We start from the raw sequence: 17,477 nt of genomic DNA, 5'->3' as shown, positions 1-17,477 counted from the left end.
GCCCATGGCCCCGGAGCGCTACGAGACGCTGGACGGCTCCACGCCGGACGTCACCCCGCTGGCGGCGGAGGTCGGGCTCAAGCAACCGTTGAGCGCCTTCACCCTGCTGGAGGGAGGCGACGTCTTCGAGTCGCGCGGAGGCCGTCCTCCCGCCGAAGGCCCCGCGCGGGCGCGCGCCTATGTGAGCGCGAAGCTGGAGCTCAAGACCTACGGCGCTCCGGCGGCGCAGGTGAAGCGGGTGCAGGAGGAACTCATCCGGCAGCTGGCCGGGAACCTCCAGCTCATCGCCCGCATGGAGGCCGCGAGGCCCCTGACGCTGGAGCTGATTCCCCCCGGGCACGCGCTGGCGAAGTACGGCTATCCCCGGGCCGTGTCCCCCCAGGCCGCGGGCCTGTTCTGGGACCATCCCGACTGGCCCCGGGCACGAATCGCGCTGCGGCAGGACCGGCTGGAGTCGGAGCAGTACCTGGTCTTCCACGAGATGGCGCACGCCATCCAGGGGCTGGCCTTCACCCAGAAGGAGAGCGAGCTCATCTACCGCACGATGCTCCGCACGTACCGCAGCCGCGCGGCGGTGGACGAGGTCTTCGCCATCTACAGCGAGCGCGAGTTCGTCACCGGCGTCTCCGCGCACGACCTGCGCGCCCCCGGCGTGTACGGCATGGCCCGCCAGCGGTGGAACGAGGAGCACCTGTTCACCCGCTTCGTGCGAAACCTCTATTTCCCCTACAAACCCCTCGCGGGCGGCACGGCGGGAATGACTCCATCCAGCTTCGGTTGAAGCGTTTTCCCGGGTGCACGACGCCGTCCGGCTCGCGAGGCATGCGCGCGGATTGAAGCCCGATTCCGCCGCATGGTAGGAGGAGGCGGGCCGGTCGCCTCGACGGAACATCATGGACTCCCCCGGTGCTGAGCGGCCTCGTCGGCGGTTGACGCGAATCATCGCGGGCGCGGCCCTGATCCTCCTCGCGACGTTCGTCCTCCTCCTCATCGCGGTCGTGACCGCGCTCCACCACCTCGACCACCCCTGGCTGAAGTCGCACGTCGTCTCGCAGGTGGAAGCGGCCTCGGGCGTGCGGCTGGACTACCAGACCGCGCGGATCGACGTGCTCTCCGGGCTGCGAATGGAAGGCCTGGTGGTGTGGACCCCGCCGCCGTTCCAGGACGTCGCGCCCGAGTTCGTGCGCGTCGGCACGCTGGAGGCCGCGTGGTCGTTCGGGGCCCTGGTGAACGGACCGGTGCGGGTGGAGCGGGTGGCGGTGCGCGACGCGACCGTGGTCCTGGTGGCGGATGAAAAAGGGACCACGTCGCTCACGAACCTGACCGGACCGCCGGAGCCCGAACCGGTGGAGGAAGTGTCCCCCGGAACCTCCCGGCAGGTCGCGAACCTCTTCGCCTCCTCGTTCCCCGTCTCGAGCATCCAGCTGTCCAACGTGTCGCTGACCTATGTCCGCGTCCAGGGCGGCGCGGTGGTGGACCGCTGGTCGCTGCGCGGACTTGAAGCCGGAATCGAAGCGACGCCCCAGGACAAGAGCTGGAAGCTCCTCGTGGACCTCGGCAAACCCGGGAAGCCGCTGGCCCTGACGCTGAACCGTGAAGCGCCCGCCGCCGAGGCCCTGCTGGAGCTGGCCCTGTCCGTGGAAGCCAGCACGGGCGCCGCGCACGTGAAGGTGGACCTGGACGTCGCGAAGCAGACCTTCGATCCGCGCTTCACGCTCCGCTCACTGCTGCACGGCGCGGTGACAGCGAAGTTCGACACGGAGAAGCAACACACCACCATCGAGCTGGCGCGCACGCAGCTGACCGACAGCGCCGAGGTCCAGGCCCAGGTGGTGCTGCCAGACGCGGCGGAGATCGCACCGGTCCTGACGCAGGCCCTGGCGGACGTGGACCTCGGACGGTTGATGCGATGGATCCCCGAGGACCTGCGCCCGTTCTCCCTGGAGCGAGGCAAGGTGCACCTGGAGGCCCGGGAGGTCACGCTCAGCGACATGCCCCAGCTGGGAGCCCAGGGCCGGCTCGGGCTGGACGTCGACGTGGCGAAGCTCCTCCTCGTGCAGCAGGCGCTCAAGGTGGAGCTTGGCGAGGGGCGCATCTCACTGACGGCGACCCCGGATGCCCCCCAGGGACTGGCCGCACGGATCGCGTTCGCGCTCCAGGGGCTGGACGTCGGGGGCGCCACGCCGCTCCGCGTTCCGAAGGCCTCCGGCGAGCTGACGGGGCATCAGCTGCGGCCCGACCTCGCCTCGCCCTTCAGGGTCGCGGGGGACGCGGCCCTGTCCGCCAGGGTGGAAGCCTTGGACGTCCGCGCCTCCGGATACCGAGCGCTGGCGGAGCGCCTGGGTTTCAACCTCCAGCTACCCCTGACGGCGAAGCCCCCCTTCGCGCTGAAGGCGGACCTGCCCGTGGAGGCGCTGCGGGTCACCGCCGAGGGCCGCGAGGTGCTGAAGGGGCCCGCGCGCGTGCAGCTCCACGTGACGGACGCCTTCCCCACGATGGAGGAGCCACGGCTGAGCAAGGCCCGCGCAAGGCTGGAGCTGGACGTGGGCACGCTGCACGCATCGCTGGACGCCACGAAGGGCATCGACGACGTGGCGTACACGCTGGACGCCTCGCTGCCGGACCTCGTCATGGCACGGCCCTTCATCCCGGATGACGTCGCCGCACGCTTCCCCTGGAAGCAGCTCGCCGTGGCGCTGACCTCCAAAGGCAGACTGACGGCCCTCTTCGCGCCCTCGCCGCGCGTGGATCACCAGACGGAGCTGCGCCTGGGGAAGCCCGGCTGGGACGACATCTCGGCCGCCAGCACCACCCTCGCGCTGCGCTCCCAGGGAGACGCGTGGAAGCACAAGGGAGACGTGGACCTGAAGGTCGAAGGGCTGCGCATTGGAGAGACCGACGCGGGCACCCAGCACCAGACGCTGACGTTCGACGTCGACCGCCGCAAGCTCTCGCTCAAGTTGGGGCTCAACGGCCGTGAGGGCCTGAAGGTCGCAGCCGACGCGGCGCTGGCGTTCAACCCGAAGGCCCGCGCGCTCCGCATGGACGTGAAGGGCGACTTCCCGCCGCTGGGCCCCCTGTCGCCGCTGCTGGCGAAGGCGCGGGTGCCCCCGGAGGTAGACCCCTCCAAGCTGGCGATGACCGGCGAGCTGCACGGCACCCTGACCGGGCTCATCACGCACCTGGGCTCCGACGGCAGCTTCCGCCTGGCCCCCATGCCTCCGCGCGCCGCCAGCTTCGAGGGCAAGGCCCACATGGACCTGCGCGGCGTGCGCTGGAAGCAGGCGGACCAGACCATCCACGTGCCCGCGCTGCGCTGGCAGGGCGAGTCCCATGCCGAGGGTTCCCAGCGCACCGTCCGCACGACCCTGGCGGTGGAGAAGCTCACCGTCAGCATGAACGACCGCCGGTTCACCTTCGCGGACCTGTCCAGCGACAGCGCCGCCACCTTCACCGACCAATGGGAGAAGGGGGACATCGAGCTGAAGCAGCTCGTGAAGGTCCGCTCGATGGAGCAGAAGCCGGCGCTGCCCTACCCCGTCCAGGACGTGGAGGCGTCGTTCTCCGTCGTGCGCAAGCCCACCGGCGTCATCCGCATCCCGGACCTGAAGCTGTCCAATGGCGGCACCCAGACGCTGCTGAAGGTCCGGGGACGGCTCGACCTGAGCAATGAGCAGCAGCGCATGGGGCTCCGGGGCTCGCTGGAGCAGGACCTGGCCCACCTCGCGCGGCCCGGCCAGGTCGAAGGCAGCGGCAAGGTCACGGTGGACTTCCGGGTGGCGTCGCCGGACCTGGCCGTCTTCCGCACCTCCTCCAACCTCAAGCTCCAGGACGTGAACGTGCGGATGCCCGAGTCCGGCATCGTGGTGGAGGCCCTCAACGGCGACGTGCCGCTGACGGAGAACGTGGAGGTCTCCCAGGACGGCGTGCGGCTCTTGAACGACCTGGACGTGAATCCGTACTCGATGCTGCGCTTCGCGGATCAGCACCCGCTGCTCACGCGCAGCGGCTTCATGTCCGCGGACCGCATCACCACGCCGTGGGTGACCATCGCGCCGCTGGCGGGCAACCTGGCCATCAACCAGAACGTGTTCTCCATGAGCCAGCTGGAGATGGGCGTCCGAGGAGGACGCATCACCGGCCAGTGCATGCTGGACTGGCAGGGCAAGAACTCCACGCTGGAGACCCACGTGCGGGTGACGGGCGTGAAGTCCTCCCGGGGTGAGCCCTTCGACGGCAACGCCGCCATGGTCATCTCCGCCAGGGACCGCAGCATCAACGGGCGCGCGGAGATTCTGCGCATCGGCAACCGGCACCTGCTGGACCTGCTGGACCTGGAGGATCCGCACCACACGGACCCCGCCACCAACCGCGTCCGCTACGCGCTGGGCGTGGGGTATCCGGAACACGTGCGCGTCAGCTTCAAGCAGGGCTTCGGCAGCCTGCTCATCACCATGGGCGGCCTGGCCCGGCTGATCAGCATCAACGAGATCCGGGGCATCCCCCTGGGCCCCATCGTCGACCGCCTCATCACTTCCATGACCCCTCCAGAGGCCCTGCAATGAGACACCGTGGGTTGCTGCTCGTGGCCGCCCTCGCGGCTTCCGGGTGCATCAGCGCACCGGAGATCGTCATGGTGGACCGGGCGACCGCGCTCGAGGAGCAGGCCGCGGGCTCGTACAAGGACGTGGAGCAGCGGCTGGCGCGCGCGGGCATGAACCCCACGCCGGTGCCGCTCACGCCCAACCAGCTGGAGGACCTGGGCATCCAGCCTCCGCCGCTGGTGGAGAACCTGGGCAAGACGCAGGCGGACCGCATGGACGACCTGGTGCGGCGCCACTGCGTGGGCGAGGGCAAGGACGGGCTCCTGGTGGTCACCCGGCGCCAGTGCACGGCCGGGCGCGTGTCCGCGGATGACACCGCCCTGGTGGAGCGGGTGAACCGGGCCCGGCGCCAGCTGTGGCAGTGGATGAAGACCGTGCGCCCCGGCGTGCCGGAGGCGACGCTGCGCCAGAACTGGCGCCAGGCGCACGCGGAAGGCGTCGTCTGCGGCGGCTGGGTGGAGGCCGAGGACGGCACCTGGGGAGAGAAGAAGTGCTGACGCGCCCTGGCCGCTGGCTCCTGGCCCTGGCCGTGCTCGTCGCGGGCGGAGCCTGGGCCCAGGACGACGAGAACGACGGAGGCATGGTCCTGCCCGAGCGGCTCACGGTGGGCATGGGCGACCAGTTCCTGGGACAGCTGGGGCCCGACGAGAACTCGCTGCTGTTCGTGTCCAACCGGGACATCGCGACGGAGATATTCCTCCAGGACCTGGAGAAGGGCCGCGAGCGCCGCCTCTTCGACGAAGGCGCGGACGTGACGTGGCCGCGCATCAGCCCCAATGGCAAGCAGCTGCTCTACATCTCGTTCCGCACCCAGGCCGGCGGCCAGCTCTGCGTGAGGGACCTGCCCGAGGCCAAGGAGCGCCGCTGTCTGGAGGAGGAGCTCAGCGCGCTGCAAGCGGAGTGGATCGACGACACGCACATCGCGCTGGTGAGCCGCGCGACCATCCAGGGCGACCTGCGGCTGTCGAAGGTGGCGCTCGGGGCCGGGTGGCACGTGACGCCGCTGCTCGACCGCAACCTGACCAGCCCCACCTTCTCTCCGGATGGGCGCTGGCTGGTGTACGTCCCGGTCCAACGCTCCGTGCAGGCGGTGGGGCCGGGCTTCGCCGCGCGAGCGGCGCCGCACCTGGAGGCCGTCCGGTTGGATGTGCCCGGCGCGGCCCCCGTCCCGCTGACGCTGGACATCCCGGGGCAGACGGGCCAGCCGGTGTTCGCGCGCGACGGGCGCTCGCTGTACGTGGTGCAGTTCTTCACCGACTCCAACGGGGACGGGGTGATTGACGCGAGCGACAGCGGGGTGCTGTTCCGCGTGCCCTTCGCCTCCGACCGCGACGACGCGCCCGCCCAGGCCGCCGCCGCCAGCCCGGACCAGCTCACCAGCGAGGCCTGGAACTGCGAGTACCCGGCCCCCACCGCCGTGTCGCTCATCTCGACCTGTTCCCGGGGCCAGTCGCTGGACGTGTATCGACTGCCGCTGGATGGCCAGGTGCCCGGCGGCTGGGACGTGAAGCGCCTCAGCGAGGAGCTGGGCATGGTGGGCCGGCGCGCGGATCAGCTCATCCTCTACCGCCAGCGCCTGCTGCTCGAGACCCGGCCCAAGCTCCGCCGGTTGTTGATGATGCGCCTGAGCCAGCTGCACCTGGCCTACGGCGACTTCGACGCGGCGGACTTCTACGCCCGCCAGATGCCGAAGGTGGACGACCCCGTCACCGCCGGGCTGTCGGAGCCGTTGCGCATCCTCATCGCGCACCGGAAGGCCCTGAAGGAGCGCGACCGGGGCCGCATGGTGGACGAGCTGCAGGAGGCCGAACGCCAACGCATGGCGGCCCTGGACCCCGCCACCGCGCCCAGCCCGCCCGCCGCCGTCTACCTGCACGTCGTGCGCAGCGAGCTGGCGCAGTCGTCCGGCGACTTCACGCTCGCCCGCCAGGAGCTGGAGGCGGCCCAGCTGACCGACACCACGCCGCGCGCGGTGCTGGAGGGCTGGTACGAACAGGCGGACGCGCTGTACCGCGAGCTCGATGACCGGCAGGCGCTGGTCGCCGCAGGCATCAAGCTCTCCCGGAACAAGGTCTTCAAGCAGGACGACCAGCTCGACTTCGCGCGCGGCGCGGTCCGCGCCCTGTACCGGGGACGCCCCTACGCGGAGGCGGACGCCGCCATGGCCCAGGCGCTCGCGGCGGAGCCCCCGGGGACGCCGTATGCGTTCGCCCTGGAGCTGGGCCGCCACGTCAATGCGTTGAACGAGGAGCGCCCTCCCCGCCCCGTCCGGGACGCCCTGATCGCGTTCTACAAGCAGCAGACGGATCCGCTCCGCCGCCGCATGGTGGTGCAGGACGCCGCCGAGCGCGCGGCGAGCCTGGGCGCCGACGGAGTGATGGAGGCCCTGGCGACGCTCTACGTCGACGACGCGCCGGCCGGCACCGAGGAGCGGCGCCGGGCGGAGCGGCTGTTCCGCCGCGCGCTGATGGGCCGCGCCTACCGCCGCATGGCGCGGGACCGGATGGACGAGGCGCGCGCGGACTTCGACCTCGTGACGCGCAGGACGGGCTCGCTGGAGAGCGCGGTCGAGTCCATGAGCCTGCGCCTGCGCGCGGGCGTCGCTCCCGAGGTGGTGATCAAGGAGGTCACCACGGAGGTGCCGGGCAAGGCCAAATCACTCTCGCACTTCGTGAAGGCCTACGTGACGACGCGCCGGCTGTCCAAGCTGGATGACGACGCCCATGCCCAGGCGGTGAAGACCGGCCTCGCGGAGCTGCGCGCGGCGTGGCAGGAGCTCAAGAACCAGCGCGAGGTGCAGGCCCTCATGGGGGCCATCCACCACGAGGACTTCCTGCGAGGCCGCAACCCCGCCGCCGCCGAGCGCGCCAACCGGCACTACCTGGTCGCCCTGGACCTGGTGCGCAACAACGCGCGCTACAAGGCCATGATCCTCGGCGCGCTGGGGCTGCTGCACACGCAGGTGGGCAACTACCACATCGCCCTGGGCTACCTGGACGAGCGGGACAAGCTGCCCTACACGGACAACGGCGCGGGACTGTCGGTCTCCCTCGCCTGGGCCCGGGCGCTCCTGCACGTCAATCGCGAGGCGGAGGCCGCGCAGGCGGCGGACAAGGCCCTGGCCACGGTGGAGGCCACACCGAAGATGGAGCGGTTCCTCCCGTTGGTGACGGACCGCGCGGCGCTCTACAACCTGGCCGCGGGCCGGTTCGAACGGGCCCTGGCGCTCTACGACCGCGCGCTGCCCGGCATCGAAGCCGGCCCCCGTGACGAGGAGGGCCTGCGCAACCGGCTGGTGGTGCGGCTGGCCCGCTGCGGCGCGGCGCTGGGCGCGGACCAGCCCCAGCGCGCGCTGGAGGACCTGGACCAGGTGGACCGGGACCTGGCGACGCCCGCCGTGCGGGCCACGCTGAAGCAGGCGCACGCCACGCCCAAGTTCGTGCAGCGCGCGTATCGCATCATCGCCGCGGGGCTGCGCGCCAACGCGGAGACGCGGCTGGGGCGCATGGACGCCGCCGCCCGGGCGCTGGAGCAGCGGCGCGCCCTGTTCCTGGAGCAGTTCGACGAATTGGACCGCGACGAGGACATCCGCGCGGTGACGCTGGCGGAGCTGCGGCTGGCGGAGAACGCCGTGGACCGCCGCGACCCGGCGCAGGCGGCGCAGTGGCTGGGCAAGGCGCTGGAGCACGCCGACTCGCTGATGGCGCGCACGCACGCGCCGGTCGATGCGGGCCAATTGGACGTGCTCTGGTTCGCGGCGCAGCTGCAATCCGAGGACAAGACGCGGATGCCCTTCGACGTGCCCCAGCGGATGGAACAGGCGCGGCGGACGCTCATCGAGCAGCGCGACCCGGCCTGGCGCGCGTACCTCGCGTGGTTCAACATCTACCTCGCGCTCGACGGCAAGGTCCCTGCCTCGGCGCAGAAGCCCGCCGCGCCGGTGGAAGTCCGGACCGCGGCCGAATAGCGGCGGCAAACACATTCAGTAACGCGCGGGACATTTTCGCGGCACATGGCGGGAGCACCTTGCACCGTGTCAGCCCGGAGCCCGGGCCTGAACGGCACCCGCCCGCGCCGCCGGACCGCCCCCAGGGCATGCCGTCCGCCCAGGACCCGGCCGCCCATGAGCAGGCCCGCGGTCTGTTCGAGCAGCTCCGCGCCAACGACCTGGCGGCGTACCAGGAGGCCGAGCAGGTCCTGACGGATGCCCAGAAGTCCCAGGCCCGCACGCTCCTGGAATCGGAGCGTCGCTCCCACGGCCCGGGCCACGGCGGCCGGGGCGGTCCTCCCCGAGGCGAATAGTTCCTCACCGTCAGTCCGCCCCCCTGCCCGCCAGGACGGCCGGAAACCCGGCGGCTTGAAGTGTCGTTTCCTGAAAGTCACGAACTCCCCGTCAGGATGTCAGAGGGCCTCCGTATGTTGTCGGGCATGGAGGCGATGATGCAGACGATGTTGGTGTTCGTGCCGGTGGCCCTGCTGGTGGGCGCCGTGGTGATGATTCCCCGCTCCCGCCGCCGCGTGCGGCGATGGAAGGTGCGGGCCGGGTAGCAAGCGGATCCGCGCCCGCCGGATCCGCTCCCTTCCGAGGGAGCGGAACGTGTCGAAGGGGGCTCGAAAACAGATGCTTGACGGGGCCGAACGAGGACGGTACAAGCCGCCTCACTGAGTCACGGCGGGGCCGCGCAGGGGCGGATAGCTCAGCGGTAGAGCGGCGCCCTTACAAGGCGATGGTCACAGGTTCAATCCCTGTTCCGCCCATATAGATTTTTGTGGGGAGTTAGTTCAGTTGGTTAGAACGCCGGCCTGTCACGCCGGAGGCCACGGGTTCAAGTCCCGTACTCCTCGCCACTAGAGAGGCCCGGAACCGAAAGGTTCCGGGCCTTTCGCTTTTCTGGCCGTCCTCTCTCCTCGGCGTGGTCATCGCGCAGCCTGGCTGCATGGGGGCGTAAGTGGCCGGTGAAGCGTTTAGCTGCCGTCGGCCCGCACTTGACCATTGAGCATGCCGTGACGCCCCTCAAGAAAAGGGTGTGCGGGGGTGCACTGGTCGCGGCGCTCTCCTTCCCCGGCGTTGCGCTCTTCGTGCCCCTTCTCTGGAACACATGGCAGGCATGGGCCATGGCGCTCTCCGTCGGCGCGTGGGCGGCCCACCAACTGACGTCCAACTGGAAGGCGCTGCTCAACAAGGAGACGCGCCTCTTGAGCAGGCATCGCGCTTGCCATCGCCGCAGGTGGACCCGCCATCTTCGGGCTGCTCTGGGTGCGAACGTTCGGCCTCCGGCAGCTCGTCTCCAGGGATCCGCTGATCGCCCTCGTCGTCTTCCTCTCCCTGGGAGGACTTCTCCTGTGGAGTGTCATCCGGGAGATCACGACCGGGTGGTCGCTCGTCGCCTCTTCACGGGGGATTGAGTATTCGCGCACCAGGAGCGGAAAGCCGGGAGACGTCACCCGGATCCCAGCGCCGCAAATCGAGGACATCGACATCCGTGAGACGGATGAAGAGTCCTTCCGCAGTCTGGCCGTCGTCATCGAGCACAAGAAGGGCTTCGTGTGGATGGGGGCAGGGCTGTCCCGAGAAGAACTCGAATGGACGGAAACGATGCTGCGCCGGGCGCTGGCAACCCGCCGGGGGCCGCCAGCCGATGGAGACGCCTCTGCCTTGACTACGGAGTTGCGTCAGGGGCGCAGATGATGACCGAATTGACTTCCAGGTCATCCGGGTCATAGGTCACCGCAGTGTCCGGCCCGACGTGCCAGAGGTCGTCCGGCTGCACGGCGAAGTCGATGTAGGGACGCCATCCGTCGGCGAGCGCCGTGCGGAACGCCTCGTCCGTCACCCTCCCGTTGAAGCCGGCGGTCTGGTGGTTCACGGTCCGCAAGAGGATGCGCGAGGACCCCAGGCTGTCCCGGTAGTAGTACCTGGCGACCGCCGGAACCACGGTGGCGTCCCACTCGACCTCCCAGACGTGGAATGCGGTCACCAGATTGGCGAAGGGGCCCACTTCGTTACCCGAGGTGTGGATCATCGGGCTCGAGCCGAGGTGCGTGGTGATCGAGAACTTGTTGGGATTGTTGACCGTGCCCTTGGGGCTGTCCCACCAGGTCTCGATGAGATCGAGTTCGCCATAGCGCGCATCGCCAAAGCTGTTGCGGGCCCAGAGGGCAGGGAACGTGCCCGGCATGGGCGCCGGTATCTTGGCGTGGAAGGCCATCACGCCCTTGCCCGGAGCGAAGGTGTCTTTTCCCCTCAGCCACGCGCCCGAGTAGTAGTTCGTCCCCGCGCACTGGGCAGGGTGCTCCGCCGTGATGTTGGGATACGGATCCTGGCAGTGACGCTTGGAGGAGACCTTCAACCTGCCGCCCTCCACCTTCACGTTGGCGCGGAGCATCTTGGTGAGCTGCGTGAACGGGCCGTTGCTGGGGCTGTTGTTGCCTTGGATGACGTTCCACTTCGAGTCGTCGAGCGCATTGCCGTCGAAGTCGTCGCGGAAGAGCTCGCGGGTGAAGCCCGTGGGACAGGCCAGCACCGTGACCGGAGGCGGTGTGCTCACGGGACCCGGGAAGAGGTTCTCCTGGGGGATGACGCCCTTCGGCGTCGAGGGCGATGACCACGAGAGCTTGATCACGGAGTTGCCCGTGTTCTCGTAGTACTCGAGTACGAGCTCGTAGGACTCGCCGGCCTGGAGGGCGAGGGTCCCGGAGTTCTCGACGGCGCCGTGGTTCGTCCAGTTGTCGATGAGGCGCGTGCCGTTCACGGTCAGGCGAACGCCATCGTCGCTGGTCGTATAGAAGGTATAGGTTTCCGAGTGGTCGGCGCTGACCTTGCCCGTCCAGCGCGCGCTGAAGCCATCGGCGCCGACGCCGGAGAGGGGCGCAGCCGCTCCCCAATTGAAGTCAACGGTGGAATCGACGCGGTTCACCGGGGCGCCGGTGAGGTCGATGCTGTTGAAGTACTGCCCCTGGAGCCCGGTGCCGCGGCGGCTGGTGACGTCAAGCCAGATGATGGACGACACCAGCGAGCCAGCTGCCGCGCTGTTCTCAAAGACGAGCTCGGTGCGGAGCTGCCGGGCGTCCACGACGTCCAGGTTGGTGAAGGTATCGCTGAAGTTCGCGGGGCTGGTGGTGAGCGCGTGGGCAGGACCGGTGGCGAGCAAGGTCGCGCCGTCGTAGAGCTTCACGACGAGCGAGCCGGCACCGCCATTGATTGCCCACCCGTCGTAGTTCACGACGACCGTCGAGGCGCCGCCGGACTTCGCGGTGTCCTGATAACCCAACGTCAGGGTCGAGGACGCCCGCGCGGGGGCGCTGCGCGCGAACGTGCCGCCACGATCGCTCGCCGCGAAGGAGACCCCGTCATCCATCAGGCCGTAGATGGGCGTGCTTCCGCCACCCGCCCAGATGCCGCTCATGGCGACGTCGCTGCTGGGAGACACGCTCGACGAGACGAGCGCCGACGCAGCCGCCCTACCCGCTTCGAGGTCGTCGTCCTCCTCGGTGGAGGGGCCCTGGCAGGCCGCGAGGAGGGAGAGGGAGAAGACGGAGAGGGCCCGGAGGGGGAACATCGCTCTGCTCATGAAAAGCACCTTGATCAGCGGCGGAGTCAAGAACTCCGAACATAAATGAACTTCCATTGAAAAGCAGTATTTCCATCTGACACTGTATCAAGGCATTCAGGGCCTTCTGGGGTCGGCTCTCCCGGAGCCCTGCGTGAGCCGCGACGGCCGCGCCCCTCTCCCGTTGTGCCCGAGTACGCCCATGAACCATCGTCCCGCGTGGACTTCCCTTGCGTCCCTGTTGCTCCTCGCAGGCTGCGCTCCCGAGGACACCCCGGCTCCCGAGCAGCCCTCCACCCAGGTCCAGTCCCTGGCCGTCCCCGTGCCCGCGCGCATCCAGGCGGAGGACTACAAGACGGGCGGCGAGGGCGTGGGCTACCACGACACCACGGCGGGCAACTCGGGCGGTGTGTACCGCGCGGGCGACGTGGACCTCGAGGCCACCAGTGACGTGGGCGGCGGATACAACGTGACGTCTATCGCCGCGGGCGAGTGGCTGGGCTACACGATCCAGGTGACCCAGGCGGGCACGTACAGCTTCAAGGCGCGCGTCGCGTCCGGCGTCACGGGCACCAAGACGCTGCATCTCATCATCGACGGCTACACCCGTCCCGCCGTGAGCTTCACGCAGGCCACCGGGGCGCAGTCGTGGATGACGGTGCCGCTGGGCAGCTTCACGCTGGGCGCCAACATCCACTCCGTTCAGGTGGTGGCGGACACGGCGGGCTTCAACTTCAACCACCTGGACATCGCCCTGGACACGGGCGTGCGCGGGATGGGCGTGGACGGAAAGCAGCTCGTCCGCGACGGCAAGCCCTTCCTGCCCCGGGGCTTCAACATGGTGGGCGTGCTCGCGCCCGACGGCTGCGCCAACCCGAGCAACGTCCCCCGCAACGCGCGCAACGCCTTCGGTCAGGCGGAGCTGCTCGCCGCGCGTGACGCGTGGGCCGCCAACACCGTGCGCTTCCAGGTGAGCCAGGCGGGCCTGGATCCGCAGGATCCGCTGTTCCGCCAATCCTACGTGGACCGGGTGAAGGCGGGCGTGCAGCTCGCGCGCTCACTGGGGCTGGTGGTCATCGTCTCCATGCAGGACCAGTTCTATTCGTGCGGGGACGTGCACCCGCTGCCCTCCGCCGCCACGCTGCGCGCCTGGTCCACCCTGGTGCCGGAGCTGAAGGCGGATCCGGACGTGATGCTGGAGCTCTTCAACGAACCCCAGAACGACGTCACCACCGCCGCGTGGGAGCAGTGGAAGAACGGCGGCACCACGCCGCTGTCCAACCTGGGCGTGCCCGCCGTGGGCTATCAGCAGTTGGTGAACCACGTGCGCGCGCTGGGCTCCACGCAGGTGCTCATCGCGGATGGCGCCAACTACGCGGGGAAGCTCCAGGGCATGCCCCTGCTCACGGACACGCTCGTCCCGCCGCGTCTGATGTACGCGGTGCACCCGTACTACTTCCACATCGCCAACAACGCGACGCTCGCGGCGGATCAGGCCAACTGGGAGACCCGTTTCGGCTACCTCACCGCCACGCACCCCGTCATCGCCACCGAATGGAACGCCAACAGCTCGACCTGCAAGACGGGCACGGAGGCGCGCATCCCGGACTTCTTCGCCTGGCTCAAGGAGCACCGCATCGGCCTGCTGGGCCACGCCTTCGACGTTCCCGGCAGCATGGTGAATGACCTGGTGTCCTGGCAGCCCACCACCCTCACCCAGGGATGCTCGGCGCCGGGCAACGACGCCGGCACTCTGGTCCAGGCGCACTTCCGGCAGCTGGCGGCGGCGGAGAGCCCCTGAGCGTCCCCAGGCCTGCCAGCCGCGCTTTGCCACGGCATCGCCGTCACCTGTCTTGGGCGTGGGGGCCCTCCGCGCCCGCCCGTGCAAGGGGCCACGGAGGGCGGATCTGGAGCCATGGGCGTGTCCACGCGCGGGCCCGTGGCCCGGGCCGCCACCTGGGCCTCACGCGCCAGTCGCTCGGAGTGGGCAACCGAGGCCTCGAGCTCGCGGACCTGCGCCCTCAACCGCTGCGACTCGGTGGTTTCGCGCGCACCGGCCTCCCATGCATTCACGTCGCGCGTGCCGGCGAGCCGGGGACGGCGCGCCATACGTCGAGCACTCCCTGCGGCCGGCCCAGCTCGACGACTCGGTGTATTCGATCCGGTGCTCCAACGGGCGGGCTCAGCGCGAGGGCCCGCCTTCGAATGATCCCTTGAAGTCAGCGGCGGACAGTCCGTGCCGCTTGAGCAGGTCGTAGAAGTCGCTCCGGTTGCGCCCGGCCATTCGAGCCGCGGCGCTGACGCTGCCGCTGTTGCGGCGCATGGCCTCCGCGAGGTAGGCGCGCTCGAAGGCATCACGGGCTTCGCGCAGCGAGGGCACCTTCTCCCCCCGATAGCGCCCCACGAAATCCGGAGGCGGGCTCAGCATGAGAGCCCGCCTCCGGATGCCCGGGAGCGCCTCCGTCAGTCAAGGCGCCAGGTCCACTCCCCCCCGTGCAAGATAGGCCACCGCCTCGACTTCTCCTGGCCGTCCCGGAGCGCCCGTGAGCGCGGCCATGAACGGCCCCTCCCACGCGTTCGCGTCATCAATCAGGCCTTCGCGAAGGAACTTCTGGAAGGCGTCCTGGCTCGGATGGGACATCTGGAGCCGGCACATGGAGCTGCGGCACTCCAGGGACACGATGCGCGCGCCCTGAGGCAGCACCGCGCCAAGCCGCTCCACGCGCCGTGTGGCGTCATGACTCCAGACAGGGTCCACGCCTTCACCGAAGAAGCGCGCGTCCATCCGCGCGACCGCCTCGTCCGGCGTCGGCTCCGGGGGGACCGCTGCCAGGTCCTCCCCCTCCATGGAGAGGCCCGCGTCGGGCGGCCCCATGGCCACGGAGGCCGGCCCTGGCGCCATGGGCGTGCCCACGCGCGGGCCCATGGCCCGGCTTGCCACCTGGGCCTCTCGCGCCAGGCGCTCGGTGTGGGCGACCGAGGCCTCGAGCTCGCGGACCTGCGCCTTCAACCGCTGCAACTCGGTGGCTTCGCGCGCACCGGACTCCCGTGCATTCACGTCGCTCGCGCCGGTAAGCCGGGACACGCCGTAGGAAAGCAGTCCCACGAACAGGGCCGCGCAGACCCCTATCCAATTCCTTGTCATGCCTTATGAACCAGGGTGCCCACGAGTACGCGGGCACCCTGCTCCGACAATCATGGATGCATCCGGCTCCTGCTAGCCATTGTGGTCGACGGTGTTGATCTGGCCACCCGGGTCCACGAGGCAGTTCGTGTACAGGTATCCATAGGCCGGAATGTAGGCGTCGGTCAGCGTGATGAACTGCGCCGTGCCGAAGGCAGGCAGCCACTTGCGGGTGCCGCCCCAGTAGAGGGTGGCCTCGCGATTCATCCCAATCGCCATGCAGCCCACGTTGTTGGCAGACGTGGCACCCAGGGCGGTGACCACCACCGTCTTGTTGCCGGAGCTGTCGGACGTCAGGGGAATCTCGAAGCTCCTCCGGGTCGAACAGCCATTGTACATGGTGCTGTATGACATGAAGAAGCAGGAGCCGTCGCTCCAGGTGACGGGCCTGCCAATGCTCGCGGGCACGGAGCGGGCCGTCGCCGCGAGCGGAATGAGGACCAGCATCGTGAGAATTGCCTGCTTGAATTGCCTCGTCATGAGCTTCGCTCCTGGGGTGGGTGATTCGCGCAAACTCTCACTTCAAGCAGCCCAACCAGCAATTCGCTAAAATTAGGGAACATGCTCCCTGGGAGCGATCCTGGAGGTCAGATGGCCGCTGGCAACCTTCGAAGTTCGCAGGTCCGTGTCCTGGTCCGCCTGGTCAACGAGGCGCACGAACTGCCCGAGCGGCAAGGGGAGCGGACGCGGCATCTGCTCTCCGGCATGTGCCGCATCCTGGGCGCCGATGCGGGGGCCTGCGTGCTGGAGTGTGACTTCAGACCGGGAGGTCGCGGAGGTTTCACGGCCGCCGTCCTGGAGGGCTGGGACGGCGCCGCGCGGCCCGCGCTCGAGGCGCTCCAGAGCATGGGCAGCGCCTGCAACCCGTGCATCCACTCGCTGATGGAGCGGCCTCCGGTGCCCGGCGCCGTGGTCACCGCGCTGCGGCGGGAGCTCGTCGGAGACCGGGACTGGTACGGCGCGCCCTACGTCGAGCACTACCTGCGGCCGACGCACCTCGACGACTCGGTGTATTCGCTCCGCTGGTTCGAGGTGCCGGGAGCGGTGCGGGGCATCGGCATCTACCGTGGGCGGAGCGAACGCCCCTTCGATGAAGCGGACCGCGAGCTGCTGCACCTGTTCCACGCCGAATGCGGGGCCTTGCTAGGCCTGCCGGAGCCCACCAGGGAGGAGGCCCCGGGCGTGCGGCTCACGCCGCGCGAACGCCAGACGCTGGAGCTGCTCCTGCAGGGGCTGGGGGACAAGCAGATCGCGGCCCGGCTCGGCATCAGCCGCTTCACCGTGAATCAGTACACGAAGACCCTCTACCGGCGCTTCGGCGTGCAGTCCCGGACGGCGCTCATCGCAAGACTGCTCGGCAGCCAGGGCCGGGGCCCTGGCGCGAGGGCGCAGTAGGCCCCGGCTCAGACGGCCGAGGGCCCGCGCAAGGAGCGGTGGTACTTCTGGAGGATGCGCTCCACGCGCATCTGGCCGAGCAGCGCCTGGAACGCCTCCGTGGCCACCAGCGCTCCTTCCACTGCGTCCATGGTCAGGGCCGGGTTTCCCGCCTGCTCCACCATCCAGCGGCCGTCCGCGGTGATGGCGAACACGGCGCGCTTGGGCTCTCCGGGCAGCCACACCACCAGGAAGAGGTTCTCGCACTCACACCCGGGGTCCGAGCACAGCTCGATCCGCCAGGCGTAGCGCTGCCCGTCCAGCTCCACGCGGCCCAGGATGTCGCGCTCCAGGTCCGCGCCCTCGCCCAGGAGCGACTCCGGCAGCTGCACCTCGAAGGCGCCCTCCAGCCGGCCCATCGCTTCGAGCACCTGCGCGCGGCGCTGGGTCACCAGCGTGTCGAAGCCCTCCTGGAAGCCGGGCGCCTGCGACGCCGCGCGCACGACGCCGCCCCAGCGATCCTCGGCGGGGCGCAGCTCGTCATCCAACAAGGTGCCGTCAGCGGTGAGGGTCAGGGCCTTCTGCTCGCCGCCCGCGGTCACCTTCAGGTTCACGGTGTCGCACAGGCAGCCGTCGTCGGTGCAGGTGGCGCCATGCACGGACACCGCGCCGTACTCCGGCGTCTGGCAGTCCGCGAGGTGGCGGAGCGATTCATTTTCGGAAGAGGTCATCATCGAAAGGGAGTCCTGGAAGGAGGGCGCGTGC

The 17,477-nt window shown here is 69.7% G+C and carries 14 protein-coding genes and 2 tRNA genes; 11 read left to right on the top strand and 5 right to left on the bottom strand.

Annotated features, from left to right (window positions below; genetic code table 11):
- Window positions 1-4 precede the first annotated feature (4 nt).
- From D7V80_RS00365 to D7V80_RS00330, 9 genes are all read left to right on the top strand, one after another.
- Window positions 5-781, top strand: a complete 777-nt coding sequence (locus D7V80_RS00365; protein ID WP_120586276.1) for a hypothetical protein — start codon at window positions 5-7, stop codon at window positions 779-781.
- Window positions 782-893: 112 nt separating this feature from the next.
- Window positions 894-4,565: a hypothetical protein gene (locus tag D7V80_RS00360; protein ID WP_120586275.1), complete on the top strand. Its 3,672-nt coding sequence runs from the start codon at window positions 894-896 to the stop codon at window positions 4,563-4,565.
- Window positions 4,562-5,101: a DUF1318 domain-containing protein gene (locus D7V80_RS00355; RefSeq protein ID WP_120586274.1), complete on the top strand. Its 540-nt coding sequence runs from the start codon at window positions 4,562-4,564 to the stop codon at window positions 5,099-5,101. Before D7V80_RS00360 ends, D7V80_RS00355 begins: the two co-directional genes overlap by 4 nt.
- On the top strand, window positions 5,095-8,571 hold the full coding sequence (locus tag D7V80_RS00350; protein WP_120586273.1) for a PD40 domain-containing protein: 3,477 nt from the start codon (window positions 5,095-5,097) through the stop codon (window positions 8,569-8,571). Before D7V80_RS00355 ends, D7V80_RS00350 begins: the two co-directional genes overlap by 7 nt.
- Before the next feature lie 59 nt (window positions 8,572-8,630).
- A complete protein-coding gene (locus D7V80_RS00345; RefSeq protein ID WP_147446948.1) occupies window positions 8,631-8,906 on the top strand; it encodes a hypothetical protein in 276 nt (91 codons plus the stop codon).
- 114 nt (window positions 8,907-9,020) lie between these two features.
- Window positions 9,021-9,152 (top strand): hypothetical protein, encoded by a 132-nt coding sequence (locus D7V80_RS43385; RefSeq protein ID WP_014394984.1) that lies wholly within the window; start codon window positions 9,021-9,023, stop codon window positions 9,150-9,152.
- A gap of 138 nt (window positions 9,153-9,290) precedes the next feature.
- Window positions 9,291-9,362: transfer RNA gene (locus tag D7V80_RS00340), tRNA-Val, on the top strand.
- Between the two features lie 13 nt (window positions 9,363-9,375).
- Window positions 9,376-9,452: transfer RNA gene (locus D7V80_RS00335), tRNA-Asp, on the top strand.
- A 409-nt stretch (window positions 9,453-9,861) separates the two neighbouring features.
- Window positions 9,862-10,293 (top strand): hypothetical protein, encoded by a 432-nt coding sequence (locus D7V80_RS00330; RefSeq protein ID WP_120586271.1) that lies wholly within the window; start codon window positions 9,862-9,864, stop codon window positions 10,291-10,293.
- Here D7V80_RS00330 and D7V80_RS00325 read toward each other — a convergent pair.
- Window positions 10,265-12,175 (bottom strand): PA14 domain-containing protein, encoded by a 1,911-nt coding sequence (locus tag D7V80_RS00325; RefSeq protein ID WP_158616520.1) that lies wholly within the window; start codon window positions 12,173-12,175, stop codon window positions 10,265-10,267. The two genes, D7V80_RS00330 and D7V80_RS00325, sit on opposite strands and share 29 nt — an antisense overlap.
- Window positions 12,176-12,356: 181 nt before the next feature.
- On the opposite strand from D7V80_RS00325, the gene D7V80_RS00320 reads away from it, so the two are divergent.
- Window positions 12,357-13,955 (top strand): cellulase family glycosylhydrolase, encoded by a 1,599-nt coding sequence (locus D7V80_RS00320; protein WP_120586269.1) that lies wholly within the window; start codon window positions 12,357-12,359, stop codon window positions 13,953-13,955.
- 381 nt (window positions 13,956-14,336) lie between these two features.
- Here D7V80_RS00320 and D7V80_RS00310 read toward each other — a convergent pair whose 3' ends face one another.
- From D7V80_RS00310 to D7V80_RS00300, 3 genes are all read right to left on the bottom strand, one after another.
- Window positions 14,337-14,582: a helix-turn-helix domain-containing protein gene (locus tag D7V80_RS00310; protein WP_233585044.1), complete on the bottom strand. Its 246-nt coding sequence runs from the start codon at window positions 14,580-14,582 to the stop codon at window positions 14,337-14,339.
- A 39-nt stretch (window positions 14,583-14,621) separates the two neighbouring features.
- Window positions 14,622-15,260, bottom strand: coding sequence for a hypothetical protein (locus D7V80_RS00305; protein ID WP_120586267.1), 639 nt, complete (start codon window positions 15,258-15,260; stop codon window positions 14,622-14,624).
- Window positions 15,261-15,371: 111 nt separating this feature from the next.
- Window positions 15,372-15,818, bottom strand: coding sequence for a hypothetical protein (locus D7V80_RS00300; RefSeq protein ID WP_147446947.1), 447 nt, complete (start codon window positions 15,816-15,818; stop codon window positions 15,372-15,374).
- Between the two features lie 111 nt (window positions 15,819-15,929).
- Here D7V80_RS00300 and D7V80_RS00295 point away from each other — a divergent pair, with 111 nt between their 5' ends.
- Window positions 15,930-16,733, top strand: coding sequence for a response regulator transcription factor (locus D7V80_RS00295; protein ID WP_120586265.1), 804 nt, complete (start codon window positions 15,930-15,932; stop codon window positions 16,731-16,733).
- An 8-nt stretch (window positions 16,734-16,741) separates the two neighbouring features.
- Here D7V80_RS00295 and D7V80_RS00290 read toward each other — a convergent pair whose 3' ends face one another.
- Complete coding sequence (locus D7V80_RS00290) at window positions 16,742-17,446, bottom strand: hypothetical protein (RefSeq protein ID WP_120586264.1); 705 nt, start codon at window positions 17,444-17,446, stop codon at window positions 16,742-16,744.
- Between the last annotated feature and the right edge of the window lie 31 nt (window positions 17,447-17,477).

Source organism: Corallococcus sp. CA054B (assembly GCF_003611625.1).
Classification (GTDB): Bacteria; Myxococcota; Myxococcia; order Myxococcales; family Myxococcaceae; genus Corallococcus; species Corallococcus coralloides.
The sequence above is the reverse complement of the archived record's forward strand: the minus strand, read 5'-3'. Positions and strand labels throughout refer to the sequence as shown.